The organism is Streptomyces sp. NPDC001513, from assembly GCF_042894695.1.
Classification (GTDB): domain Bacteria; phylum Actinomycetota; class Actinomycetes; order Streptomycetales; family Streptomycetaceae; genus Streptomyces.
Genome location: NZ_JBIAVU010000007.1, coordinates 81,195 through 104,206, shown reverse-complemented (window position 1 = coordinate 104,206; position 23,012 = coordinate 81,195). Strand labels below are relative to the sequence as shown.

Annotated in this window: 18 protein-coding genes; 3 read left to right on the top strand and 15 right to left on the bottom strand. The window is 73.7% G+C overall.

Annotation, left to right across the window (positions count from 1 at the left end; translation table 11 throughout):
• Positions 1 to 73: 73 nt before the first annotated feature.
• The 7 genes from ACFYZ4_RS17320 to ACFYZ4_RS17290 form a co-directional block, all read right to left on the bottom strand.
• Positions 74 to 1,000 (bottom strand): serine protease, encoded by a 927-nt coding sequence (locus ACFYZ4_RS17320; protein WP_390784258.1) that lies wholly within the window; start codon positions 998 to 1,000, stop codon positions 74 to 76.
• Positions 1,001 to 1,098: 98 nt separating this feature from the next.
• Positions 1,099 to 2,691, bottom strand: coding sequence for an RNA polymerase sigma factor (locus ACFYZ4_RS17315; protein ID WP_351291414.1), 1,593 nt, complete (start codon positions 2,689 to 2,691; stop codon positions 1,099 to 1,101).
• 375 nt (positions 2,692 to 3,066) lie between these two features.
• The gene (locus ACFYZ4_RS17310) at positions 3,067 to 4,008 is read right to left on the bottom strand and encodes a FadR/GntR family transcriptional regulator (protein WP_351291416.1); all 942 of its coding nucleotides are present in this window, start codon (positions 4,006 to 4,008) and stop codon (positions 3,067 to 3,069) included.
• A 137-nt stretch (positions 4,009 to 4,145) separates the two neighbouring features.
• A complete protein-coding gene (locus ACFYZ4_RS17305) occupies positions 4,146 to 5,930 on the bottom strand; it encodes an ATP-binding cassette domain-containing protein (RefSeq protein WP_390784257.1) in 1,785 nt (594 codons plus the stop codon).
• Between the two features lie 188 nt (positions 5,931 to 6,118).
• Entirely contained in the window at positions 6,119 to 6,865 is a 747-nt protein-coding gene (locus tag ACFYZ4_RS17300) for an NUDIX domain-containing protein (protein WP_351597784.1), read from the bottom strand.
• Positions 6,866 to 6,982: 117 nt separating this feature from the next.
• Positions 6,983 to 8,971, bottom strand: a complete 1,989-nt coding sequence (locus ACFYZ4_RS17295) for a glycogen debranching N-terminal domain-containing protein (protein ID WP_390784256.1) — start codon at positions 8,969 to 8,971, stop codon at positions 6,983 to 6,985.
• 251 nt (positions 8,972 to 9,222) lie between these two features.
• Positions 9,223 to 10,488, bottom strand: coding sequence for a DUF4192 domain-containing protein (locus ACFYZ4_RS17290; RefSeq protein WP_390784255.1), 1,266 nt, complete (start codon positions 10,486 to 10,488; stop codon positions 9,223 to 9,225).
• 122 nt (positions 10,489 to 10,610) lie between these two features.
• Between ACFYZ4_RS17290 and ACFYZ4_RS17285 the strand changes: the two genes are divergently transcribed.
• Together ACFYZ4_RS17285 and ACFYZ4_RS17280 are read left to right on the top strand one after the other, a co-directional pair.
• Positions 10,611 to 12,770 carry a RecQ family ATP-dependent DNA helicase gene (locus ACFYZ4_RS17285; RefSeq protein ID WP_390784254.1) on the top strand — a complete coding sequence of 720 codons (2,160 nt, stop codon included), beginning with the start codon at positions 10,611 to 10,613 and terminating at the stop codon, positions 12,768 to 12,770.
• Positions 12,771 to 12,985: 215 nt separating this feature from the next.
• Positions 12,986 to 13,615 (top strand): hypothetical protein, encoded by a 630-nt coding sequence (locus tag ACFYZ4_RS17280; RefSeq protein WP_351291428.1) that lies wholly within the window; start codon positions 12,986 to 12,988, stop codon positions 13,613 to 13,615.
• A 272-nt stretch (positions 13,616 to 13,887) separates the two neighbouring features.
• On the opposite strand, the gene ACFYZ4_RS17275 is transcribed toward ACFYZ4_RS17280, so the two are convergent.
• The 3 genes from ACFYZ4_RS17275 to ACFYZ4_RS17265 all read right to left on the bottom strand — a co-directional run bounded on the left by ACFYZ4_RS17275 (position 13,888) and on the right by ACFYZ4_RS17265 (position 16,020).
• Positions 13,888 to 14,532, bottom strand: coding sequence for a hypothetical protein (locus tag ACFYZ4_RS17275; RefSeq protein WP_390784253.1), 645 nt, complete (start codon positions 14,530 to 14,532; stop codon positions 13,888 to 13,890).
• A gap of 59 nt (positions 14,533 to 14,591) precedes the next feature.
• Positions 14,592 to 15,302, bottom strand: coding sequence for a ribonuclease HII (locus tag ACFYZ4_RS17270; protein ID WP_351291432.1), 711 nt, complete (start codon positions 15,300 to 15,302; stop codon positions 14,592 to 14,594).
• A gap of 115 nt (positions 15,303 to 15,417) precedes the next feature.
• Positions 15,418 to 16,020: a TetR/AcrR family transcriptional regulator gene (locus ACFYZ4_RS17265; RefSeq protein WP_390784252.1), complete on the bottom strand. Its 603-nt coding sequence runs from the start codon at positions 16,018 to 16,020 to the stop codon at positions 15,418 to 15,420.
• A gap of 140 nt (positions 16,021 to 16,160) precedes the next feature.
• On the opposite strand from ACFYZ4_RS17265, the gene ACFYZ4_RS17260 reads away from it, so the two are divergent.
• Positions 16,161 to 17,714, top strand: coding sequence for an MFS transporter (locus ACFYZ4_RS17260; RefSeq protein WP_384340706.1), 1,554 nt, complete (start codon positions 16,161 to 16,163; stop codon positions 17,712 to 17,714).
• A gap of 80 nt (positions 17,715 to 17,794) precedes the next feature.
• On the opposite strand, the gene ACFYZ4_RS17255 is transcribed toward ACFYZ4_RS17260, so the two are convergent.
• The 5 genes from ACFYZ4_RS17255 to ACFYZ4_RS17235 form a co-directional block, all read right to left on the bottom strand.
• Positions 17,795 to 19,645 (bottom strand): DUF4153 domain-containing protein, encoded by a 1,851-nt coding sequence (locus tag ACFYZ4_RS17255; protein ID WP_390784251.1) that lies wholly within the window; start codon positions 19,643 to 19,645, stop codon positions 17,795 to 17,797.
• 166 nt (positions 19,646 to 19,811) lie between these two features.
• The gene (locus ACFYZ4_RS17250; RefSeq protein ID WP_351291439.1) at positions 19,812 to 20,729 is read right to left on the bottom strand and encodes an ADP-ribosylglycohydrolase family protein; all 918 of its coding nucleotides are present in this window, start codon (positions 20,727 to 20,729) and stop codon (positions 19,812 to 19,814) included.
• Between the two features lie 11 nt (positions 20,730 to 20,740).
• Positions 20,741 to 21,400 carry a histidine phosphatase family protein gene (locus ACFYZ4_RS17245; protein WP_351291441.1) on the bottom strand — a complete coding sequence of 220 codons (660 nt, stop codon included), beginning with the start codon at positions 21,398 to 21,400 and terminating at the stop codon, positions 20,741 to 20,743.
• 73 nt (positions 21,401 to 21,473) lie between these two features.
• Positions 21,474 to 22,079, bottom strand: coding sequence for a YdbC family protein (locus tag ACFYZ4_RS17240; protein WP_319728923.1), 606 nt, complete (start codon positions 22,077 to 22,079; stop codon positions 21,474 to 21,476).
• 32 nt (positions 22,080 to 22,111) lie between these two features.
• Positions 22,112 to 22,951, bottom strand: a complete 840-nt coding sequence (locus ACFYZ4_RS17235; protein WP_390784250.1) for an arylamine N-acetyltransferase — start codon at positions 22,949 to 22,951, stop codon at positions 22,112 to 22,114.
• Between the last annotated feature and the right edge of the window lie 61 nt (positions 22,952 to 23,012).

The window sequence follows — 23,012 nt, the reverse complement described above, 5'->3', positions numbered from 1 at the left end:
CCTGAGACCCAGGGGTGCCGCCCGTCCTCACATCCACGGCCGCCCGCGCTCGGGGCGGGCGGCCGTACGGTCGCTAACCCGTACGGTGCCCCTGTGCGGGCCCTGCGCCCGGTGCGGAGCGCCTGCGGGCCTCCCACGCGGTGTCCTGGACCCCACCGGGCTGTGCGCCCGTCTCCGGGGCCGTCACGAAGCCCGCGAGGGGGGCAATGCGCGTGTACACCCCCGGGCTGTCCGCGCGCCCGCAGCCGCGGCCCCACGAGACCAGCCCGATGAGCCGCCCCTGCGCGACCAGCGGTCCGCCGCTGTCGCCCTGGCAGGCGTCCTTGCCGCCCCCGCTGTCCCCCGCGCACACCATGGACTCGGCGCGGTACTGCCCGTCGGCGTCCCCGGGGTAGGCCCGCCCACACACCTCGTCCGCGAGCACCGTCACCCGCGCGGCCCGGAGCGCGTACGCGTAGTCACCGAAGCCGCTCGTGTCGCCCCAGCCGTAGACGGCCGCCTCGGTCCCCGCCTCGTAGGCGGAATGGCCCGCCTCCGCCATCGGGAGCACGTGGAGGGCCGGCACCGGCTCGGCCAGTTCCAGGACGGCGAGGTCCCCGGCGTTGCTCTGCGGGTCGTAGGCCGGGTTCACCCGGGCCCCGCTCACCGGGATCTCCCGGCCGTCGGCCGCCGTCAGCTCCGTACGCCCGACGATCACCCGGAAGTCGGGCACGGATTCGACCGGGCCGCCCAGCACCTGGCGGCCCAGGCAGTGGGCCGCTGTCACCACCCGGGTCGGAGCCACCACGACTCCCCCGCAGAACTGCCCGCCCCGCGTACCCCCGAACCGGTCACGGCTGGCCAGCGCCACGACCCAGGGGCTGTCTGCCACCCTGACCGGCTTCCCGCCGATCACCACGCTGTCCGCGGCCGCCTGCGGCATCTGGGCGAGCGGCGCCGCGGCCGCTCCCGCCGCCAGGGTCAGCGCTCCCGCCAGAGCACGGGCAAAGGGACGACGCATGAGGCCTCCTGACTCCGAGTGTGCATGACTCCACCCAGAGTGGGATGCCCGGTGGCCGAGCGCACCCGCGCGGCCACCCGCCGTCGTCCCCGTACCGGTCAGTCCAGGTAGTCGCGCAGCACCTGGGAGCGGGACGGGTGCCGCAGCTTCGACATCGTCTTCGACTCGATCTGGCGGATCCGCTCACGCGTGACCCCGTAGACCTTGCCGATCTCGTCGAGGGTCTTGGGCTGGCCGTCCGTGAGGCCGAAGCGCATCGAGACCACGCCGGCCTCGCGCTCGCTCAGCGTGTCGAGCACCGAGTGCAGCTGCTCCTGCAGGAGCGTGAAGCTCACGGCGTCGGCCGGGACGACCGCCTCGGAGTCCTCGATGAGGTCACCGAACTCGCTGTCGCCGTCCTCGCCGAGCGGCGTGTGCAGGGAGATCGGCTCGCGGCCGTACTTCTGGACCTCGATGACCTTCTCGGGGGTCATGTCGAGTTCCTTGGCCAGCTCCTCCGGGGTGGGCTCGCGGCCCAGGTCCTGGAGCATCTGGCGCTGCACACGGGCGAGCTTGTTGATCACCTCGACCATGTGCACCGGGATGCGGATGGTGCGGGCCTGGTCGGCCATGGCGCGGGTGATCGCCTGCCGGATCCACCAGGTCGCGTACGTGGAGAACTTGTAGCCCTTGGTGTAGTCGAACTTCTCGACCGCGCGGATCAGGCCCAGGTTGCCCTCCTGGATCAGGTCCAGGAAGAGCATGCCGCGGCCCGTGTAGCGCTTGGCGAGGGAGACCACGAGGCGGAGGTTGGCCTCCAGCAGGTGGTTCTTCGCGCGCCGGCCGTCCTCGGCGATGATCTCCAGCTCGCGCTTGAGCTTGGGCGCCAGCTTGTCGGAGTTCGCCAGCTTGTCCTCGGCGAACAGTCCGGCCTCGATGCGCTTGGCGAGCTCCACCTCCTGCTCGGCGTTGAGGAGGGGGACCTTGCCGATCTGCTTGAGGTAGTCCTTGACCGGGTCGGCGGTGGCGCCGGCGACCACGACCTGCTGGGCGGGGGCGTCGTCCTCGTCGTCGGAGATGACGAAGCCCTTGTTCTCGCCGCCCTCCTCCTCTTCGTCGGCCTCGGCCTTGGCGGCGTCGGGACCCTCGTCGGGGGTCTCGTCCTCGCCGCCCTCGTCGGCGTCCTTCTTGCCGGCGGTCTTCTTCGCCGCCGTCTTCTTCGCGGCGGTCTTCTTGGCGGGCGCGGCCTTCTTCGCGGCGGTCTTCTTCGCCGCCGTCTTCTTGGCCGCGGGCTCGGTTCCGGGCTCCTCCGCGAGGAGGTCCGCGGTCTCCGGGTCCGCCGTCCCGACTGCCGGGGCCGCGGTGGGCGCGGTGGCCGCGGGCTGCGCTGCCGTCGTCCTGGCCGCCGTCTTCCTGACGGGCTCGGTGGCCGTCCGCTTGGCCGGGCTCTTCGCTGCGACGCTCTTGCGGGTGGCGCGCTTGGGCGACTCCGCGGCACTGACCATCAGCGTCACACCCTCTTCCTCGAGGATCTGGTTGAGGCTGCGCAGAACATTCTTCCACTGGGTCGCAGGAATCTGGTCAGCCTCGAAGGCCCGACGCACGTCATCGCCGGCGATCTGCCCCTCGGCCTTGCCCCGCTCGATGAGCGCCATCACAGACTCGGAATCGGCGATCTCCGGCGGGAGCGTACGGGATGTGCTGGCCGACACGAACAACCTCTCGGAACGATGGGAACGGCTTCCGACGCCGGGCCTGGTGGTGCTGGACCGGAGCCGACGACCACTGACCGGGGATGGGCCGGCGGCGCGGGCAGGGGCCGGGGAGCTGCACAGCACCCCCAAGGGCTGCTGTCTTCCCTCCGTCGGCCATCACCTCTTAGGTCATCGCGTGACCTCGCAGAGTGTTACGCCCAATCTTCGTGGCCCGAGTCACACCCCGTACGGACGGACGCCGGTCAGGGGGTCGTCACAGCCGTCCGGACGGCTCCCGGCCCCCGCGACGGAGGGCCCCACGCGGGTGTCGCCGGACCCGACCGGGCCCGGCGACACGTCCTGCACACCCCCACGCCCCCGCGTGTCCGCCCGTCAGTGCTCGCGCGGGGCGGGGACCACGCGCTCTACCTCCGGATGCACCGTCAGGAGCTGGCGCATGGCGTTCTCGGCGCCGATCGCGTCACCCGCGGCGAGGGCCTCGACCATCCGCGCGTGGTGTGCCACACAGGTCTCGCTCGGCCGGTCGCAGGCGGTGATCGGGCTGCCGGAGACCTGGAGGGCGGCGGAGACGATGCCGGACAGGTGCTCCAGCATGCGGTTGCCGGCGACCTGGATGAGGAGGGCGTGGAACTCGTTGTCGGCGCGCGCGAAGGTGATCGAGTCGCCCTGGCCGAGGGCGTGGCCCATGATCTCGACCATGTCGGCGAGGCGCTGCTGGATGTCCGGCCGGCCGTGGCCGGCGGCGAGGCGGGCGGCGAGCGGTTCGATGGTCCAGCGGAGCTCGCCCAGCTCGCGGCGCTGGTCGTCGCGCTGGGGACCGAAGGCGCGCCACTCGATGATGTCGGGGTCGAGCAGGTTCCAGTCGGCGACGGGACGGACCCGGGTGCCGACGTTGGGGCGGGCGCTGACGAGGCCCTTGGCCTCCAGGACCCGCAGCGATTCGCGGACGACCGTACGGGAGACCTCGAAGCGCTGGCCGATCTCCTCGGGGACCAGGGGGCGGTCCGCTCCGAGGTCACCGGAAACGATCATCTGGCCGAGCTGCTGGACGAGTTGGCCGTGCAGTCCGCGGCCGCGGCTGCCGGCCGCGCGGCGGCCGACCCGGCTCAACTCGACGTCGGCGCCGTCCCAGTGGGGCGCTCCGACGCGGTCGGACCCGGGGGCCTCCGCGTAGGGGTAGCGGTCGAGTTCGCCCGGGCCGGCGAGGCCGGAGTCGGCGTGGCGGGCGGCGGTCATCATGGTGTGCGCAAGGGTACTCACGAATCCTTTGTCGGCCGTGCCTCCATGACCCTTGAGGTCTTTGGTGAAAAGCACACGAAAGGGTGATCGGTGCCACCTACGCAATTGACGACTTATCGTAAAGAACCGGGCCTTTTGCGGGGAGTTGCGGTCCGCTTGACGCGACACGGACGGCAACGGTCCCGTCCGTGTCTTCTCCGGCACCGGAACGATCACCAACGGACCCGGCTGCGCAGTCCGGTGAACCCATAGGCGCACAACAGGACCATCAGCGACAACACCAGTGCGGTCCCGACGGGTTGGGTCATCACCCGCAGGGCCCCCACGAGCAGGCGGTCCGCCTCCGGCGGCCACTGCACCCAGCTCAGGCCCCGCAGCCGGGGCCCGAGCCCGGTGACCGGGTACGCGGACGAACCCTCCAGGGCCTTGCGCACCAGCGGTACCACCATCACCGGTACGGCGAGCACCGCGGCCAGCCCGGCGGTGGCGGACCGGAAGACACCGGAGGCCAGTACGCCGGCCCAGGCGCAGCCGACGAGCAGCCCGGCCCAACTCACGGCCGGGGACAGCCACTCCACCGGGGTGCGCAGCGGGCCGCTGTCGAAGACGAGCGCGAGCGCGGCGGCGTCGGCCGCCACGGCCAGGGCGCCCAGCAGCAGGGCGAGGACCGCGCAGACGCCGAGCTTGGTGGTGAGCAGCCCCATCCGGCGGGGCACGGTGCCGCGGTCGGCGGCGAGCGCGGGGTAGCGGTACTCCTCGCCGAAGGCCAGCGCGCCGAGCAGTCCCGCGCCGAGGGCGGCGGGCGGCAGCGGCAGCAGCTCGGGCCAGGCGGCGAGCAGCCGGTTCTGCGGGGTCTGCCCGGCCCGGGCCAGCACCAGGGAGGTGAGGACGGAGACGGCGACGACGAGGGCGGCGGTGAGCACGGGGGTGGCGGTGCCGAAGACCCTGAGCAGCTCGTAGCGCAGCGGCCGCAGCGGCCCGCCCACGCGGCGCACGGTCGAGGCGGGCCGCGGGGGGCGGTCATGCCGGGGGCGCCGGCCGGAGTCCCCGTTGCCGGCCCCAGCGGGCTCCGCCGGGCTCGCGGAGGCGGAGGAGCGGGCGTGCGGGACCGGCGCCGCCGGCGAGCCGGCGTCACCCGTCTCGTCGGCGAGCTGGTGGACCAGCACGCCGTGCCGGAACGCGGCCTCGCCGACCTCGGCGCAGTTGCTGCCGTACACCGAGAGGCGGCTGCCGCTCTCCTCGACGATCTCCACCGAGCGCTGGGCGGCCCGGGCCTCCCGGCCCAGCACGTCGGCCAGCCGGGCGGCGTGCGGGGTGCGCACGGCGACCCGCGGCCGCAGCCGGGTCCGGGCGAACTCGGCGGCATCCTGGTCGGCGACGAGCCGGCCCGCCTCGATGCTGACGACCCTGTCGGCGCTGCGGGCGGCTTCCCTTGCGTCGTCGGTGGTGAAGAGCACGGCCCCGCCGAGGGAGGCATGGCCGCGCAGCAGCCCGTGCAGCCAGCCGCGCTCGCGGGGGGAGAGCCCGGCGCCGGGCTCGTCCAGGAGCAGGGTGCACGGGTCGGCGAGCAGCGCCGAGGCCAGTGCGACCCGGCGCTCCATGCCGAGCGAGAGCGAACCGAGCCGCTGGTCCCGGAGGCCGGCGATGCCGACGACCTCCAGCATGGTGTCGGCACGCGAGGCCGGAACCCCGGCGGCGGCGCAGAGCATCCGCAGCTGGTTGCGGACGGTCCGTGCGGGGTTGCCGGGAACGTCGCCGAGCAGCACCCCGACCTCACGGCCGGGATACGGGAGCCGGTGCAGCGGCCGGCCGCGGAAGTAGGTGACGCCGCGGCCCGGTTCGAGTTCGAGCATGAGCCGCAGCGCGGTGGTCTTGCCCGATCCCGGCTCTCCGAGCAGGGCGGTCACGTGCCCCGGGCGGGCCTCGAAGGTGAGGTCGTCCACGAGGGGCGGGGCGTCGGGACGGTGTTTGCTGGTGAGTCCGATGGCCTGGAGCATCGCTTCTCTCGCGGGGGGTGAGACCGCTCTGCGGCAGGGTGAATACCGCAAGCAAGATAACGCGATATGTCCGATTTTCAGCGCAACCGGTCCGATGGGATGCCGGTATTGCCGTCAGACTCGGTACGGCTGCCGGGCCGGGTCCCCACGCCGCCCGCCCCGCCGCGGCCGGCGCACGGGGTGCGGCGTCAGACTTCCGGGCGCAGCATCGGCGGGTTGAGCAGCGTGGCCCCGCCGGCGCGGAACAGCTGGGCCGGGCGCCCGCCCTGACGGGTCGTCGTCCCTCCGGCCGGCACCAGGAATCCGGGGGTCCCGGTAACCTTGCGGTGGAAGTTGCGCGGGTCCAGGGCCACGCCCCAGACGGCCTCGTAGACCCGGCGCAGCTCGCCGACGGTGAACTCGGGCGGGCAGAAGGCGGTGGCCAGCGAGGAGTACTCGATCTTCGAGCGGGCCCGCTCCACGCCGTCGGCGAGGATCCGGGCGTGGTCGAACGCGAGCGCCGTGGCCGCCTCGTCGTGGGCGGCCAGCAGCTCGTCCACGGGGGCCCAGCGCGCGCTGTTGGCGTCGCCTCCGGCACGCGGCGCCGGAAGGTCCGGAGCCAGCACCAGGTGCGCCACGCTGACGACACGCATCCGCGGATCCCGCTTCGGATCGCCGTACGTGGCCAGCTGTTCGAGGTGCGCTCCGTTGCCCGCGCCGGGCAGGGCGGGATCGTGGGCGCACAGGCCGGTCTCCTCGGAGAGCTCCCGCGCGGCGGCTCCGGCCAGGTCCTCGTCCCCGCGGACGAATCCGCCGGGCAGCGCCCAGCGCCCCTGGAACGGCTGCTCACCCCGGCGGACGACCAGCGCGCAGAGCGCGTGGCGCCGCACGGTGAGCACGACCAGGTCGACGGTGACGGCAAAGGGCGGGAAGGCCGACGGGTCGTAGGGCGACATGCCGCGATCATAGTCGTCTGCCTGACGATAAACAGCTCTTTGGTGACCTTGAAGAGACTGTTCCGGAGGCGGGAGGGCCAGGGACTGCCCGGCTGCCCGACGTGATCGGCCACGGCACTAGCCCCCCAGCTGGAGCGCATCGGCGGCCTCCTCCACCATGCCGAGGCCGAGCCGGCTGATCCGGACGGCGAAGGGCTCCCCCGACACCCGCAGGCCCGAAAGCCGGAGCGCGCCGAGGGGGGCGCCGGGGAGCGGGGCGAGGGCGACCGTGCCCGCGGGGGCGTCGGGGCGGATCCCGGCGAGGGCGGTCAGCACGTGGATCCCGGCCGCCGCGGCCACGGCGGCGGGGCGGCAGGCCGCCGGGTGCGGGACGGGGGCGCTGCCGGCGGTGCGCTGCTCGGCCGCGAACATCTCCGGCAGCCGGTACCCGAACGCCTCGGCCGCGTCCAGCAGGCCCCGCAGCAGGCCCGCGGCCTCCTTCTCGAAGCCCGCCTGGGCCAGGCCCGCCACCGCCACGGCGCTCTCGTACGCCCGCACCGCCCCCGAGCGGTGGCCGAACGGGTTGTGCCCCGGCTCCCTGGTGGCCATGCTCCGCAGTCCCCATCCGGAATCCATGGCGGGGGCGCCGAGCAGCCGGGCCAGCTGCTCGGAGCGCACCCTGTCGAGGAGCCCCGGGGCCAGTCGGCCGCCGCCGAGCAGTCCGGTGTCGAGCAGGTGGGCGGCGGCTCCCGTGAGCCGAGGCAGTGGCCGTCCGTCGGGATGCAGGGCCGAGGCGGGCCGGCCGCCGTCCGGGCCGTCGATCCAGAAGCCCGCCCGGAACCGCTCCCGCAGTGCGGCGGCCCGCTCCAGCCACTCCTCGGCGCCGGGCCGCCCGCATCCGGCGAGGAGGTCCGCGCCGAGCACGGCTGCCCGGTGGGCATGGGCCTGGGTCTCGCAGCGCCGTGGACCGGGGTCGGGATCGGCCAGGAGGCCGTCCTCCCCCAGAGCCCCGCGCAGCCAGTCGAGGCACCGCTCGGCGGCCGGGAGCAGCCGGGCCACCTCCTCTTCCGGCATGCCCCAGAGCCGGGCCTCGGCGAGCACCGCGGGGAAGGCCAGGGTCGCCTCCGTGCCGGTGCACCCGGGCGGCAGCTGCGGGCCCGCGCCGCGCAGCGGCCCCGGGATCTTCCCGCCGTCGGGTCCGTGCCCTTCGGTCTGGGTCCGGGCCAGGATGCGCAGGGTGGCCGCGGCGAGCCCGGTACCGAGGGGCAGCGCCATCCGCGCGGCCCACAGTGATTCGGCCGGGGCCAGGCCCAGCCGCCAGGGCGCCCCGGCCGCCGCGAAGGCGTCGCCCGGCGCCTCGGGATCTCTCAGGAGCAGCGCGCCCATGTCCTCGACGCTGCTGCGGAACCACGCCTCGACCCTCGGGTCGTCCCCCTCCGCCCGGGCGTCGGCCAGCGGATTGGCCACCTGCCCGGCAGGGGCCCGCGCGACCCGGTCCTGAGTGGTCCGCAGCTCGATGGTGCGGGATTCGCCGGGGCCCAGTTCGAGCTGCCAGCGCAGCAGCCCCGCCGAGGCCAGCGCGTCGTCCGGCGGCGGCTCGGCCGCGGTGACCGCCTGCGCCTCGCCGGTGCTCCAGCGCAGCCCGGCGGCATGCACCCCGGCGGGCAGCTCCGGCCCGGCCCGGCCGGCGGCCACGGCGGCCAGTTCCGCCAGGTCGGTGCCGAGCAGGACCTCCACGGGCAGGCGTACCGGCCGGGCCGTGAAACTGCGCAGGGTGATCCGCTCGGTGCCGTCCGCGTGCCTGACCCGTTCCACACCGATGTCCGGGTCGGGGCCGGGCTCGGCACCGGTGCGGACGGTCGCGGTGAAGGCGGCCCTGTCGGCGCCGAGGCTGCGCCCTTGGACGGCGACCGGATCCCGGCCGCCGACCCGCAGTACGCAACGGGAGAGCAGCCTGCGCCCGGACCGGTAGATCCCGTCGATCCCCCGCCCGGTCAGCTGGCCGTGCTCCGGCGAGATGACCAGACAGGGCGCCGCGACGCAGATGACGGCGCCGTGCACGGGTGGCAGTTCGGGCCTGCGGGCGGCGGGCACGCCGGATGGGCGGGGAGGTGCGGGGTGAGACATGTGTCGCCTTGTCTGCGCTCCGGTCGGTTCAGCTGGGCGGCGGCGTGGCCGGGCCCCCACCACCCCACATCTGAACGCCCCCACCCCCGCCCGGGTCACGGCCTCCTGCCCCGCCCGGGTCACGGGCCCCGGCCGCGGCAGGGCCAATGGTCGCGGCCGCGCACGTCCGGGGCGGAGCCTGCGCCGCCCGGTCAGGCCCAGGGCGCTCCGGAGCAGCCGCACCGGACCGCCGTGCCAGGGCCGGCGCGTCTTCACTGCTCGCTCCCCGCGGTGCGGCGGGACCCGCGCTGGGGCGTGGTCCGGCCCCGCCGGCCGGGAGGACGCGTACCGGCCGAGGAGCGCGCTCGCCGGGGCTCGCGGCTGCGGCGCTCCTCGCGCAGGCACTCCCGCAGCCCTTCGGGGTCGATCCCCTCGTTGCACGCGTGGTGGAGCAGCTGGGCGAAGCGGTACTCGGCGTCCGCCCGCAGGGCCAGGCCGAAGGCGATCCGGGCCGTCGGCTCGTCCCCGGTGGACCAGGAGACCCAGCCGGCGAGGGTGAGCGGGGCCGCGGCGTGCTCGCCGTAGGCCCCGACGCAGCGCCGGGCGAGGGCCCGCCACAGCCGCAGGGCGGGGGCAGCCTCCTCGTCCTCCATCCACTCGGCCGCGATGTCCCGGATCTCGCGGTCCTGAAGGCCCAGGATCAGCGAGGCGGCCTCGTCGTGGCCGAGGAGGGCGTCGTCCCAGTCGTCGGCGTGGGTGCCGCCCTCGACCGGCGGGGCCAGGGTCATGCGCCGCATCAGGTCCCTCGCGAGGGAGATCGTCTCGGCGCCGACCTCCTCCCGGGTGGCCCCGTCGAGGATCCTCGGCATCAGGGCGGCGGCCGCCCGATCGAGGGCCCTCTCCGCCTCCGCGGCCACGGCCCCGCGCAGCGGTGCGAGCCGGCCCTCGATCTCCTTGAGGGAGCCCCGGACCTGGAGCCCGGCGAAGGTCGCCGCCGCTGCCATCACCGAGGTGCCGACCGCGGCCAGCCGGGTGCCCTCGGCCGGGCAGCACCGCTCGTCCGGGCAGACGTAGGACCAGAATCGGCCCTCGGAGAGGCACAGGGCCTCCAGCACCGGCACGTCCAGCGCGCCGCAGGCCAGCCGGATCCGCTGGGCGAGCGGACGCAGCCGGGTCATCACCCGCCGGCCGCTCTCCTCCCCGCGCGGTTCCTGGCAGAGGTAGACGACGATGCCGTCGGGCTTGCCGCCGCGCCGTTCGCTGCCCCGGATCAGGCAGTCGGCGACCTGCCGGGCGGTGTCCTCCCATTCCGCGGAGGCGGTGGGGATGCCGACCCGGAGCCGGCCGCCGAAGCGCCCGCCCTCCCCGTGCACGGCGACGAGGACGAGGGAGTCGCTCGGGTGGAACCCGAGCATGTAGGGCAGCGCGTCGGCCAGTTCGGCAGGGCTGCGCAGGGTGATCTGGGGGCCGGTGGCTGCTCCGGCCGGGCTGAAGGAGGGGCGGTCGGACGGGCTGCGTGATTCGTGGTTGTTCGTCATGGCACGAAGGTCCCGCGCATGATCCGATCCGGAAAGCCCTGTGGATAACTGTTGACGCTTCAATTTCCACAGGTCCAGAGCGGCATTGGCGCGATGTCACAGGCATCGGGTTGCATGGGGGCATGAACGCAGACCTGAGGTCCTCGGCCGACTCCGTACTAGCCCGTCTCGTGGGCGACCCCACGGGCACCGCCCGGCTGCGTGAGGACCAGTGGCGAGCGATCGAGGCCCTCGTCGCGCACAAGCGACGGGCACTCGTGGTCCAGCGCACGGGCTGGGGCAAGTCCGCGGTGTACTTCGTCGCCACCTCGCTGCTGCGGGCGAGCGGCGCCGGCCCGACGGTGATCGTCTCCCCGCTCCTCGCGCTGATGCGCAATCAGGTCGAAGCCGCGGCCCGGGCCGGGATCCGCGCCCGCACCATCAATTCCGCCAATCCCGAGGAGTGGGAGGGCATCCAGGCCGAGGTCGCCGCCGGCGAGGTCGACGTCCTGCTGGTGAGCCCGGAGCGGCTGAACAACCCCGATTTCCGCGACCAGGTCCTCCCCAAGCTCTCCGCCGCGACGGGTCTGCTCGTGGTGGACGAGGCCCACTGCATCTCCGACTGGGGACACGACTTCCGCCCCGACTACCGCCGGCTGCGCACCATGCTGGCCGACCTGCCGCCCGGCGTCCCGGTCCTCGCCACCACGGCCACGGCCAACGCCCGCGTGACCGCCGACGTCGCCGAACAGCTGGGCACCGGAGCCGGCACGGACGCGCTGGTGCTGCGCGGCCCGCTGGACCGCGAGAGCCTGAGCCTGGCGGTGCTGACCCTGCCCGACGCCGCGCACCGGCTGGCCTGGCTCGCCGACCGCCTCGGCGACCTGCCCGGCTCCGGGATCATCTACACACTGACCGTGGCCGCGGCCGAGGAGGTCACCACGTACCTGCGCCACCGCGGGCACACGGTGGCCTCGTACACCGGCAAGACGGAGAACGCGGACCGCCAGCAGGCCGAGGACGACCTCCAGGCGAACCGGGTCAAGGCACTGGTGGCCACCTCCGCCCTCGGCATGGGCTTCGACAAGCCGGACCTGGGCTTCGTCGTGCACCTCGGCTCGCCCTCCTCCCCCATCGCCTACTACCAGCAGGTCGGCCGCGCCGGCCGTGGTGTGGAGCACGCCGAGGTGCTGCTGCTCCCCGGCCGCGAGGACGAGGCGATCTGGCAGTACTTCGCCTCGGTGGCGTTCCCGCCGGAGGAACAGGTGCGCCGCACGCTCGACGTCCTGGCCCAAGCCGGCCGGCCGCTGTCGCTGCCCGCCCTGGAACCGCTGGTGGACCTGCGGCGCACCCGGCTGGAGACCATGCTCAAGGTCCTCGATGTCGACGGCGCCGTGCACCGCGTCAAGGGCGGCTGGACCTCGACCGGCGAGCCGTGGGCCTACGACGCCGAGCGCTACGCCTGGGTGGCCCGGCAGCGGGCGGCCGAGCAGCAGGCCATGCGCGACTACGCGGCGGCCACCGAGTGCCGGATGGAGTTCCTGCGCCGCCAGCTCGACGACGAGGAGGCCGCGCCCTGCGGCCGCTGCGACAACTGCGCCGGGGCCCGGTTCACCGCCGAGGTCTCCACCACCGCGCTGGACACCGCCCGCGGCGAGCTCGGCCGCCCGGGCGTGGAGCTGGAGCCGCGCAAGATGTGGCCCACCGGGCTCGCGGCGGTCGGCGTCGATCTCAAGGGGCGCATCCCCGCCGGGGAGCAGGCCTCGACGGGCCGGGCGCTGGGCCGGCTGTCCGACATCGGCTGGGGCAACCGGCTGCGCCCGATGCTCGCCCCGCAGGCTCCGGACCAGCCGGTCCCGGATGACGTGACCCAGGCCGTGGTCGCGGTGCTCGCCGACTGGGCCCGGGGCCCGGGTGGCTGGGCCTCCGGTGCCCCGGACGCCCCGGCCCGGCCGGTGGGCGTGGTCGCCCTGCCCTCGCGCAGCCGCCCCCAGCTGGTCGGTTCGCTGGCCGCGCGGATCGCGGAGGTCGGTCGGATGCCCCTGCTCGGTGCGGTCGCCTACACGGACCAGGCTCCGGAGTTCGGAGTGGCGGTCTCGAACAGCGCCCAGCGGGTACGGGGGCTCCACCAGGCCCTGACCGTGCCCCCGGAACTGGCCGCGGCGCTCGCGGAGGCCTCGGGTCCGGTGCTCCTCGTGGACGACCGCTCCGAGAGCGGATGGACCCTCGCGGTGGCCGCCCGGCTGCTTCGACGGGCAGGCGCGAAAGAGGTGTTCCCGCTGGTGCTGGCGCTCCAGGGGTAGCCGAATGCGTCATCTTCGGCGTGGCGGGGCAAGGATATGAACGGCATACCGGCGAATTCCGGTCGGCGGCGCCAATTGCTCGTTGCCGCATGCTCAGGAGCCACGCGAGAATTGGAGTGCTCCCGCTCGGCTCCTCGGCACTCTCCTGGGCCGCGCCGCGGCGCGCCCTGACTCCAGCCGTGCCCGTCCGCGGGCGTGTACCCGAAGGGAGGACCGTGACCTTCGGATTCGCGCCGCCTTCGACCACGTCCCTGACATCGGCCACCGGCGCCGCCAGCCGGCACGGCAGGCTGCTGGAACCATCCGAGTGGACGGCGGCGGGCATTCCCCTCCTCCGCAATCCCCGAGAGGTCGTCAGCGGCCTGCACTCCCGCCACAGTCCGGTGCCGTCGACTGCGGTGATCGCCGTACTCGGCCCGGAGGAGCGGCTCGTGGCGAGCGCCTCCTTCGTACAGCGGTCGGCCTCGGCGGACGGCTGGGAGTACCGCAACGCCCTACTGTCCCGGCTGCGCCGGGTCCTCCCGCACGACCTGCGGCGACGGACCCCGGTGCGGACGGCGGTCCTGCTCTACTGCCGCGAGGGCGACGAGCGGTGGACCGAAGAGGACGGGGCGTGGATGTGGGGGCTGCGGGACGCCTGCACCCTGCACGGCCTGCGCTGCGGCGCGTACATCACGCTGACCCGCGGCGGCTGGCAGGTGCTGGGCGAGGGCCGTGGCGGCCGTCAGCCCAGCTCGGACTCGCGGCCCCAGCGCCTCGGCGACACCGTGGCCGAGTTCGCTCCGCTCGCCCTCCACACCGGCGGCGGCGCGGTCGAGGCCCTGCGCCGGACCGCCGCGCGCTGACCCTCGTACGGGCGACAGCGGCAGGCGGCAGGCGAGAAGCGACGGACAACCGGCGTACCGGCCTCCGCGGACGGACCGGAGCCGCGGGCAGGCCTCACGGCCGTACACCCGGAACCGGGCGTACGGCGGATCAGGCCTCGGACTACAGCCCGAGCTTCGGCTCGGACCTCACAACGGGCATGGCCCGGGCTTCGCCCCGGACCTCGGCCCGGGCTTCAGCGGGGCCGGCCCAAGGCCCGCCCCGCCCTTCGCCCGTGCCGGGGTACAGGGCGTCAGACGCCCGCACCCAGCACGGAGTTGATCTGTTGCGCGTCACCGCACGCGATCAGCAGCGCACCGGCCCGGGTGAGCGCGACCGGCAGGGCGCCGGCAACGCTCTCGACCGCTCCGCCGTTGACCGCGAAGACCACGACGGGACGGCCCGCGGCGCGCTGGACCTGCGCCGCGTCCGCGTAGAAGACGTCGTCCCCGGCGTCGTGCAGGGCCCAGTACGCGGCCTCGCCGAAGGACAGCTCGTGAGCGGCCCACGGGTGCGGGTCGCCGGTGGTGAGCACCAGGATGTCGCCGGGCGCGCGCCCGGTGTCGAGCAGCAGGTCGACGGCCTCTTCGGCCGCGTCCAGCGCACCCTCGGCGGAAGCCGGGATCAGCTGGATCTGGGGCACCGCCGCGGAGACCGACGGCGCGGTGGGGGCAGCGGCAGGGGCTGCGGGAACAGGTCCGGGGGTGGCCTGCGGCGCACGCTGCGCGGGCGGTGCGGGCCGGGCGGGACCGGGGCGTCCGGGCCGCGGTACGGCGGCGGGACGCGGACCAGGTACAGGGCGGGGGGTCTGCGCGGTGCGGCTCGCGGCCGGCGTGACGCGGGGACCCTGGGCACTCTCGTGAATCTGAGGCTCCTCGATGGCGGGGGTGAGAGGCATGAGTTGATGTCTATCAAACACCGGTACGAAACGTACCGGCCGGTGGCACATGGGTGCGATCAGAAATCGAAGCCGAGTTGGCCTCCGTTTTCCAGCTCCAACGATTCCTCGCTGCGGCGCACCTTCTTGAGGTGGCGCCACCGGGGCAGCCCGTCGAGGTACGACCACGAGAGCCGGTGATAGGGGGTGGGCCCCCGTTCCTCCAGCGCCGCCCGGTGTACGGGCGAGGGATATCCGGCGTTGGCGGCGAAGGCGAAGTCCTCGATTCCGCCGCCCTGTTCGCCCAGTTCGGCCATCATGCGGTCGCGCGTGACCTTCGCTATGACCGAGGCCGCGGCGACGGCGACGCAGGACTGGTCACCCTTGATCACCGTACGGACCCGCCAGGGTTCGCCGAGGTAGTCGTGCTTGCCGTCGAGGATCACCGCGTCGGGCCGGACCGGCAGCGCCTCCAGGGCGCGCTCCGCGGCGAGTCTCAGGGCGGCCGTCATCCCGAGCTCGTCGATCTCCTCGGGCGAGGCGTGCCCGAGGGCGTACGCGGTGACCCAGCGCTCCAGGACGTCGAGCAGGGCGTCACGTCGCTTGGCGGTGAGCAGTTTGGAGTCGGTGAGCCCGGCGGGCGGCCGACGCAGGCCGGTGATCGCCGCGCACACGGTGACGGGACCGGCCCAGGCCCCTCGTCCGACTTCGTCGACCCCGGCGATGACCTTGGCGCCGGTGGTTGCACGGAGGGAGCGTTCGACGGTGTGGGTGGGTGCTTCGTACGGCATGGCGCCAGCAAGGGTACGCCGCCCTGAGCCGACTGCACACCCCCGCCCGGGTCCGACGCCCCTCGGATCCGGCACGGAGACCGCTCCGCGCACCCCGCGCCGCGCCCGCCGGGCCTCACGCCCTGAGCAGCGGAACCATCACCTCGTCGATCAGCTCCGCGATCTCCGCATCTCCCCATTCGCTACCGCACACCTTCGTCCGGTACATCAGCATCGCCGGAATGACATCCACGACAAACGGACCCGTCGCGTCCGGCCGTACGTCACCCCGCCCGATTCCCCGCCGCACAAGCTCCCTGATCAGCCGCTGGGCCGGCTCGTGCAACCCCGACCAGATGACCCCGTGGAACCGGTCTGCATGCTTGTGATCGCATTCGTGAAGCACAGACCGCAGGGCCTGCCCGGCACGGGAGTGCATGACGTCCCGCGTGCGCACGCACAGCAGGCGGAGGTCCTCGCGGATCGACCCGCCGTCGGGAATCTCTCCTATCTGCGGCAGACCGGTCCGCAGCGCGTCGGCCACCAGGTCCGCCTTCGACGGCCAGCGCCGGTAGAGCGAGGCCTTGCCGGTGTGCGCGCCGGCCGCGACGCCCTCCATGGTGAGCGCGTTCCAGCCGACCGTGCTCAGCTGCTCCAAAGCGGCGTCGAGAATCGCCCGTTCGAGTTCGGGACCCCGCCTGCGCCCCGGCGACGCCGCCGACCAGCGCGAACCCACCATCTCTCCACCTCCCGACCAGCGCCGTGCCCGACGTACGTTTTTTCGGCCTTAGAGAACGCTTGCGTTCCCTAAGGATCCACTCCTACCGTGGCCCCGTAGTGAACGAATACGTTCACTATTTCACTTTGGGGGGATCCTCAGTGACAAGCTCTCAACTCGCCACACCCCGGATACCGGGGGCGGCGCGCCGCGAGGGGCGCCCCGGAGTGGCCCTCGCCGTCATCGCCGCATGCCAGCTCATGGTCGTCCTCGACGCGACGATCGTGAACATCGCCCTCCCGCACATCCAGGACGCCCTCAGCTTCAGCACCACCGACCTCTCGTGGGTGCTCAGCGCCTACACCCTCACCTTCGGCGGCCTGCTGCTGCTCGGCGGCCGGGCCGGAGACATCCTGGGCCGGCGCCGCGTGTTCCTGACCGGCATCCTGCTCTTCACCCTGGCCTCCCTCCTCGGCGGATTCGCCCAGGAGCCCTGGCAGCTGCTCGCGGCCCGTGCCCTGCAAGGGGTGGGCGGCGCGATCGCCTCCCCGACCTCGCTCGCCCTGATCACCACGACCTTCCCCGAAGGCCCCGAACGGAACCGGGCGTTCGGGGTGTTCGCGGCCGTCTCCGCGGGTGGCGGCGCCATCGGCCTGCTGGCCGGCGGCGTGCTGACCGAGTGGCTCGACTGGCGCTGGGTGCTCTTCGTCAACGTCCCGATCGGCGTGCTGATCGCGGTCCTCACCCCGCTCTACATCACCGAGTCCGAGCGCCACCCCGGCCGCTTCGACATCGCCGGAGCCCTCACCTCCACGGGCGGCATGGCCTCGCTCGTCTACGGGTTCATCCGCGCCTCGGAGGACGGCTGGCGCGACTCGCTCACCATCGGCTCCTTCGCCGCGGCCCTCGTCCTGCTCGCGCTCTTCGTCGTCATCGAGTCACGGGCCCGCGAGCCGATCATCCCCCTGCGCATGTTCGCCGACCGCAACCGCACCGGCACCTACGTGATCATGCTCGGCCTCGCGGCCGCCATGTTCGGGATGTTCTTCTTCATCGTCCAGTTCGTACAGAACGTGCTCGGCTTCACCCCGATCCAGTCCGGGCTCGGCTTCCTGCCGGTGACCGTCGCCATCGTCACCGCCGCCGGTCTCTCACAGCGGTTCCTGCCGCGCTTCGGCCCCAAGCCCTTCATGGTCATCGGGTCCGCGCTCACCGGAACCGGGCTGACCTGGCTGACCTTCCTGCGGACCGACAGCTCGTACCTCTCCGGCGTGCTCGGCCCGATGCTGCTCTTCGGCTTCGGCATGGGCCTCAACTTCGTGACCCTCACCCTCACCGCCGTCTCCGGGGTGGCGCCGAAGGAGGCGGGCGCGGCCTCCGGGCTGCTCAACGCCAGCCAGCAGGTGGGCGGCTCGCTGGGCCTGTCCATCCTGGTCACCGTCTTCGGCACGGCCAGCCGCGGCGAGGCCGAGAAGCAGGTACCGGCCTTCATGGCGCAGGCGAATCCCGATCAGCTGGCCGCCTTCCAGGAGACCCACCGGCTGCCCGACCCGTGGGGGGACCTCGTCCTCGCCCAGGGCATCTCCACCGCGTTCTTCGCCGCTGTGGCGATGGCGGGCCTCGCCCTGGCCACCGCCCTGCTGGTGATCCGGGTGCGCAAGAGCGACCTGGAGGCCCTGGCCGGCGCGGCCGCGCAAGGCGGCCCGGCCGCCTGAGCTCCTCCCGTACGAGGGCCCGGACGCGGGAAGCGGTCCCCGCACCCGGGCCCTCGTACGCGCTCTCCCGGCGGCGCGCCCTAGTACTCCACGCGGCTGCCGAAGGTGCCCAGGCGCGAGCAGACCTCGTACGAGGCCGTCACCGGGCGCTCGCGCAGGATCTGCCGGGCCCGGTACTCGCCCAGGCTCATCGCGTACCACGGGACGTCCCCGGCCCTGGACATCTCGTCGTTGATCCCGCGCAGGGCGCAGGACCGCTGGGGCTCGGGCAGCCGGTCCAGGGCGGGCGCGGCGTCCGCCGACAGGGACTGGAAGTAGGCCAGGTCGATCTTCTTGGTGGTCTCGAAGCGGGCGACGTTGCTCTCGGCGACCATCCCGTCCGGCGACAGCAGGCCGAAGGCCAGGACGGCGGCCGCCGCACTGCCCGCGACCGCGCGCGGCAGCCAGCGCGCGCCGAACACCCCGGCCGCCATGATCAGTACGATGACCAGCCCGAGCCACAGCTCCATCGCGGCGACCGACACGCGCAGCGTGGTCAGCCCGTACGCGTCCACGTAGAGGTCCATCCGGCGCAGCGCGGCGGCGACCACGACCAGGGTCAGCGTGCACAGCACGCCGAGGACGATGCGGACGAAGCGGCGGTCGCCCGCCCCGGAGCGCGGGGCCCAGCGCAGCGCGAGCGCGATCACGACGAGCGTGAACAGGGTGGCCCAGAGCAGCTGCCAGAAGCCCTGGCGGGCGTATTCGGCGTGGTTGAGACCGGTGCTCTCCAGGACCTTGTCGTAGCCGCCGAACAGGACGGCCAGCTGGACGGCGTTGAAGCCCGTGAAGAGCAGGTTGAGCACGACGAGCGGAAGGGCCCATTCGACCCGGGAGCGCGGCTTGCCCGGGGCCACCTTGATCCGGTCCCAGCGCAGCGGGGCCGCGGCGGTGCGGGCGGCGGCGAGCGCGAGGAGCGTGCCGAGGAGGAAGAGCAGGAACCGGATGGGCCCGTTCTCGGTCGACACGTCGGGGATCAGACCGCCGAGGAGGCGGGCGAACGCGGCGTCGGCGGAGGCGAACAGCGCGCCGAACACCACCAGCAGGCCCACGGCGACGGCGGTCGCCTTGACGACGGGCAGCCAGCGGTCCTTGCTGACCCCGCCTCGTGAGCGCAGTCCGACCAGGGCCCAGGCGAGCCCGGAGACGGCCGAGTCGAAGAAGCCGAGGGGGCTGAGCACGACGCCTGGCCAGCTGCGGCTGCCGTGCAGGGCCAGTGCGCCCAGCAGGACGGCGGACAGGATCGCGAGCGTGGACGGCCAGGCGGAGTCGCGCAGGGCGGGTACGGCGAGGAGGGCGAGGCAGCCGAGCGCCCAGACCACCGTCCAGGGGCGGGCGGTACGCCGTGCCGTGCGGGCGGCGACGTACGCGGCGGCGACGGCGGGCACCACCGCGAGCAGCAGCCCGGGGCCCATGCCGTCGCCGAGGAGCAGGGCGGCGGCGAGGCCGGTGGCGAGGGCGGCGAGGAGGGTCGCGGTGGCGATGGGGGCCGCCTCGGCGGGGCGCACCAGCGTGACCCACGAGGGCGACGCGGACTTCGCGTGGACGGCGGCCCATTGGCGCTGCTGGTGCTGGTGCGCCTGCCAGGCCTGCCACGCGGCGGCGTCGGCGGGGCCCGCCGGCGGTGGACCGGCCGGGCCGGTGGGCGTGCCCCCAGCCGGAGCGGCCGGTGCTGACGTGGCGGCCGTTGCTGCCACGGCCGGCGCTGCCGCAGTCGGTGCTGCTGCGGCCACAGGCGTTGCCGCGGCCGCGGGAGCTTCCGGAGTCGGGCTCGCGGATGAATCCCCGGCCGCGGCCCCTGCGTTGACCGTGCCCTTGGGGTCCTTCGAGGCTCCTTGGTCCTGCGGGTCCTCGGACCGGGCTGCGTCCGCCCCGCCGGTGTTCTCTGACATCGGGTTCCCTCCCCTGTCGGCCGCCCCGTCGTTCCGGGGGGCGGCGCAGCGGACAGAGTAGGCCGGTGGCAGACAGTTTTGAACAGGATCAAAAGAGCCTGTGGCAGGACCGTGACAATCGGAAGGGATCGTTTCACCTGCGCCGGAAGCCCGGAGCGGCGATCGGTCAGCGCGCCGCCGTCTCCGGCAGCCAGGCCGGCAGGGCCTCGGTGCGCGCCAGCCACGCGGCCGGCAGCACCGCGTCACCGCGGGCCCCCAGCACCCCGCCGACGATCGCGCAGGTCGTGTCGACGTCCCCGCCCACCTGCGCGGTGGTCCAGAAGGCCCGCTCGTAGTCGTCCAGCGCACGCGCCGCGGACCACAGGGCGAACGGCACCGTGTCATGGGCGCTCGTGCGCCGCCCGCAGCCCAGAACCGCCGCGACCGTGGTCGCGTCGCCGTAGTCCAGCATGTCCCGCGCCCGCCGCAGCCCGGCGCCCACGGCGCTGCGCGGCACCAGCGCGATCACTCCGTCCAGCAGGTCGGAGGCCTTCGGCGGACCGGCGGGAGCGGCGGCCAGCGCGGCCGCCGCGGCGACGGCCATCGCCCCGCACACGGCCTCGCGGTGCTGGTGGGTGGTGTAGGCGGAGATCTCCGCCTGGTGGGTGGCCTGCTCCGGGTCGTCGGCGTACCAGGCGCCCAGCGGCGCGATCCGCATGGCGGCGCCGTTGCCCCACGAGCCCTGCCCGTTGAACAGTTCCGCGGCCAGCGTGCGCCAGTCCTCGCCCTCACGCACCAGCCGCAGCATCCGGTTGACCGCGGGCCCGTAGCCCCGGTCGAAGTCGTGGTGGTGGGCGAAGGAGCGCGCGAGCGCGTCCTGGTCGATCCGTCCGTGCTCGGCCAGCACCGCGACGACCGAGCAGGCCATCTCGGTGTCGTCGGTCCACTGCCACGTCCCGGTGCCGGCGGGCAGCTCGCGTCGTTTGAGCAGCGGGTAGTTCACGGGGACGAAGTACTGGGAGCCCAGGGCGTCACCCAGGGCCAGCCCGCGGAGGCTGGACATGGCGCGTGCGTAGCGCCGTTCGGGAGTGGAATCAGGCGTCATCGCGGGTCACTCTAGCCGTCCAGGTCATAAGGCTCGGGTGTGGTCCACCGCTCAAACGGGCGGTCCATCCGGTACCGGCCGTCGGGGCCCCGCAGGAGCACCCGGAATTCGCCGTTGCCGGGATTGGACAGGGCCTCGAATTCGGACACCGACCAGTGGAACCAGCGCATGCAGAACAGCCGCATCGTCAGCCCGTGCGTCACCAGCAGAACGTTCTCGGGGTGGTCCGGGGCCTCGAAGCTGCGGTAGAGGCTCTCCAGGAAGGAGCCGACCCGGTCGTACACATCGGCCCCGGACTCGCCCTGCGCGAAGCGGTAGAAGAAGTGCCCGTACGCGTCCCGGTACGCCTTCTGGAGCCGTACGTCGGTCCGGTCCTGCCAGTTCCCCCAGTCCTGCTCGCGCAGCCTCGGCTCCTCGCGCATCCGGACCCGCGTCGGGTCCAGCCGCAGTTCGCGGAAGGTCTGCAGGGTCCGGCGGTAGGGGGAGACGTACGCGCTGATCGTCTCCTCGCCGAAGAGCTCGCGCAGCCGCAGCCCGGCCGCGGCCGCCTGCTCGCGCCCCTTCCGGGTCAGCCGCAGGGCGTGGTCGGGCTCCCGTTCGTACACCGAGTCGTCGGCGTTCCCCTCCGATTCCCCGTGCCGGACAAGGACGATGCGCCGTGGTCGAGCCATCCCACGACCCTATTCGGCCATTGCCCGGCCGGCGCCCCGGGCACGCCGATCGGCCCGGCGGGTAGTCGTACGGTCATACCGTCCAGGACGGTTCGAGGTCGACGACGTCACCGGTGAGCGCCTCGACATCGGCCTGGATCTGGGCGCGCAGGGAGAGCCGCTCGACCCGCTCCTGCCGGTACTTGCCGTGCTCGGCGGCTGCGTGCCACATCGACAGCACCAGGAACTCCCGCCCCGGGGCCTCCCCGAAGAGGCCGCGGATCATGCCGGGCGAGCCCGCCATGGCCGGATTCCACACTTTCTCCTGCATGAGGGCGAAGTGGTCGACCCGGCCCTCACGGACGCGGGTGTGCGCGACTCGCACCACGTCGGCGTCGGTGAAGCGCGGCTCGAAGCCGGTCTTCACGTCGAAGCGGTGATCGAAGAGGGTGACCCGCAGATCGGTGTAGGTGCCGTTCTGCGCGGCGGCCAGCCGGTCGTGCGAGCGGGCCATGAAGGAGTCGTAGAAGGAGCGGCTCTCCCAGAACGCGAAGACATGCGCGACCCCCTGCCGACCCCGGCTCCAGCCGCCACCCTGCCCCCGGAAGCCCGGCTCGCCCGGCAGCCCCGCCCATTTTCGCTGCCCGCGCTCGAACCCGCGTCGGTCCGTCACCGTGCAGCGAATCCACTTGACCAGCACTGCGCCATCGTACGGGCCAGGCGCGGCCCGGGTCAGTCCTCGGCGCGGTGGATCCGCACCAGTTCCGCCGCATCCCGCTCGGGCAGGCGAAGCCCGAACTCCTTGTCGAGTACGGCAAGCAGCTCGTCCGGGCCGACGTCCCGCCGTTCGGTCCGCCCGTCGGGGTACAGCAGGGTGAACTCCCGCCCGACGAGCGCCCTGCGGACGGCGTCCCCCGGGTAGTGGACGACGAGCCGCCCCACGAAGGAAGAGCGGGGGTGGCCGGAGCTGTAGTGGTTGAGCAGGACGTAGTCGACGGGGTGGTAGCGCTGCGGGGAGAAGGCGTACAGGTCCCGCCAGGTCCCGCCGCGCAGGAGGCACAGCACGAGGATGCCGTCCTCCTCCTCGCGGACGCGGTACGTCCACTCCCCCTGCTCCACCGCGACGCCGGGGCGCCCCAGCGGGACGGGCTCAAGGGGGCCCTGGTGGCCGAACCCCACGTCGCACAGCCAGGGTTCGCCCTCGACCGTGACGACGAGGACGGCGTGCGTCACGGGCATCAGGGAGTCCCCGCGGGTGCGGTTGCGGGCACCGCGCCCGGAGACCTCGAAGCCGAGCCGCTCCAGGGCAGCGGCCAGCAGGGAGTTCTGCTCGTAGCAGTAGCCGCCGCGGCCGGCGTGCACGAGCTTGTCCTCGATCGACTTGACGTCCAGCGCGACGGGGCGGCCGAGCAGGACGTCCAGGCTCTCGAAGGGGATGGCCGCGGTGTGGGCCCGGTGCACTGCGTACAACGTGGCGAGGTCCGGCCGGAGTTCCCTACCGTCCCCCGCATTCTCCTGAAGTCCGATCCTCGTCAGATACGCGTCCAGGTCCAGCTCTTCACCGCTCCACATGACTCCCCGCTTCCCCGTGCCCCCGTACCGGCGCCGGCATCGCACCGCCCTGAAATCCTCG

Bases quoted from the DNA above. Each gene is read 5' to 3' on its own strand.
- ACFYZ4_RS17255 (WP_390784251.1), bottom strand. From the start codon at position 19,645: ATGTCAGAGAACACCGGCGGGGCGGACGCAGCCCGGTCCGAGGACCCG.
- ACFYZ4_RS17245 (WP_351291441.1), bottom strand. From the start codon at position 21,400: ATGGCTCGACCACGGCGCATCGTCCTTGTCCGGCACGGGGAATCGGAG.
- ACFYZ4_RS17250 (WP_351291439.1), bottom strand. From the start codon at position 20,729: ATGACGCCTGATTCCACTCCCGAACGGCGCTACGCACGCGCCATGTCC.
- ACFYZ4_RS17235 (WP_390784250.1), bottom strand. From the start codon at position 22,951: ATGTGGAGCGGTGAAGAGCTGGACCTGGACGCGTATCTGACGAGGATC.
- ACFYZ4_RS17275 (WP_390784253.1), bottom strand. From the start codon at position 14,532: ATGCCTCTCACCCCCGCCATCGAGGAGCCTCAGATTCACGAGAGTGCC.
- ACFYZ4_RS17265 (WP_390784252.1), bottom strand. From the start codon at position 16,020: ATGGTGGGTTCGCGCTGGTCGGCGGCGTCGCCGGGGCGCAGGCGGGGT.
- ACFYZ4_RS17300 (WP_351597784.1), bottom strand. From the start codon at position 6,865: ATGTCGCCCTACGACCCGTCGGCCTTCCCGCCCTTTGCCGTCACCGTC.
- ACFYZ4_RS17270 (WP_351291432.1), bottom strand. From the start codon at position 15,302: ATGCCGTACGAAGCACCCACCCACACCGTCGAACGCTCCCTCCGTGCA.
- ACFYZ4_RS17290 (WP_390784255.1), bottom strand. From the start codon at position 10,488: ATGACGAACAACCACGAATCACGCAGCCCGTCCGACCGCCCCTCCTTC.
- ACFYZ4_RS17285 (WP_390784254.1), top strand. From the start codon at position 10,611: ATGAACGCAGACCTGAGGTCCTCGGCCGACTCCGTACTAGCCCGTCTC.
- ACFYZ4_RS17305 (WP_390784257.1), bottom strand. From the start codon at position 5,930: ATGCTCCAGGCCATCGGACTCACCAGCAAACACCGTCCCGACGCCCCG.
- ACFYZ4_RS17320 (WP_390784258.1), bottom strand. From the start codon at position 1,000: ATGCGTCGTCCCTTTGCCCGTGCTCTGGCGGGAGCGCTGACCCTGGCG.
- ACFYZ4_RS17295 (WP_390784256.1), bottom strand. From the start codon at position 8,971: ATGTCTCACCCCGCACCTCCCCGCCCATCCGGCGTGCCCGCCGCCCGC.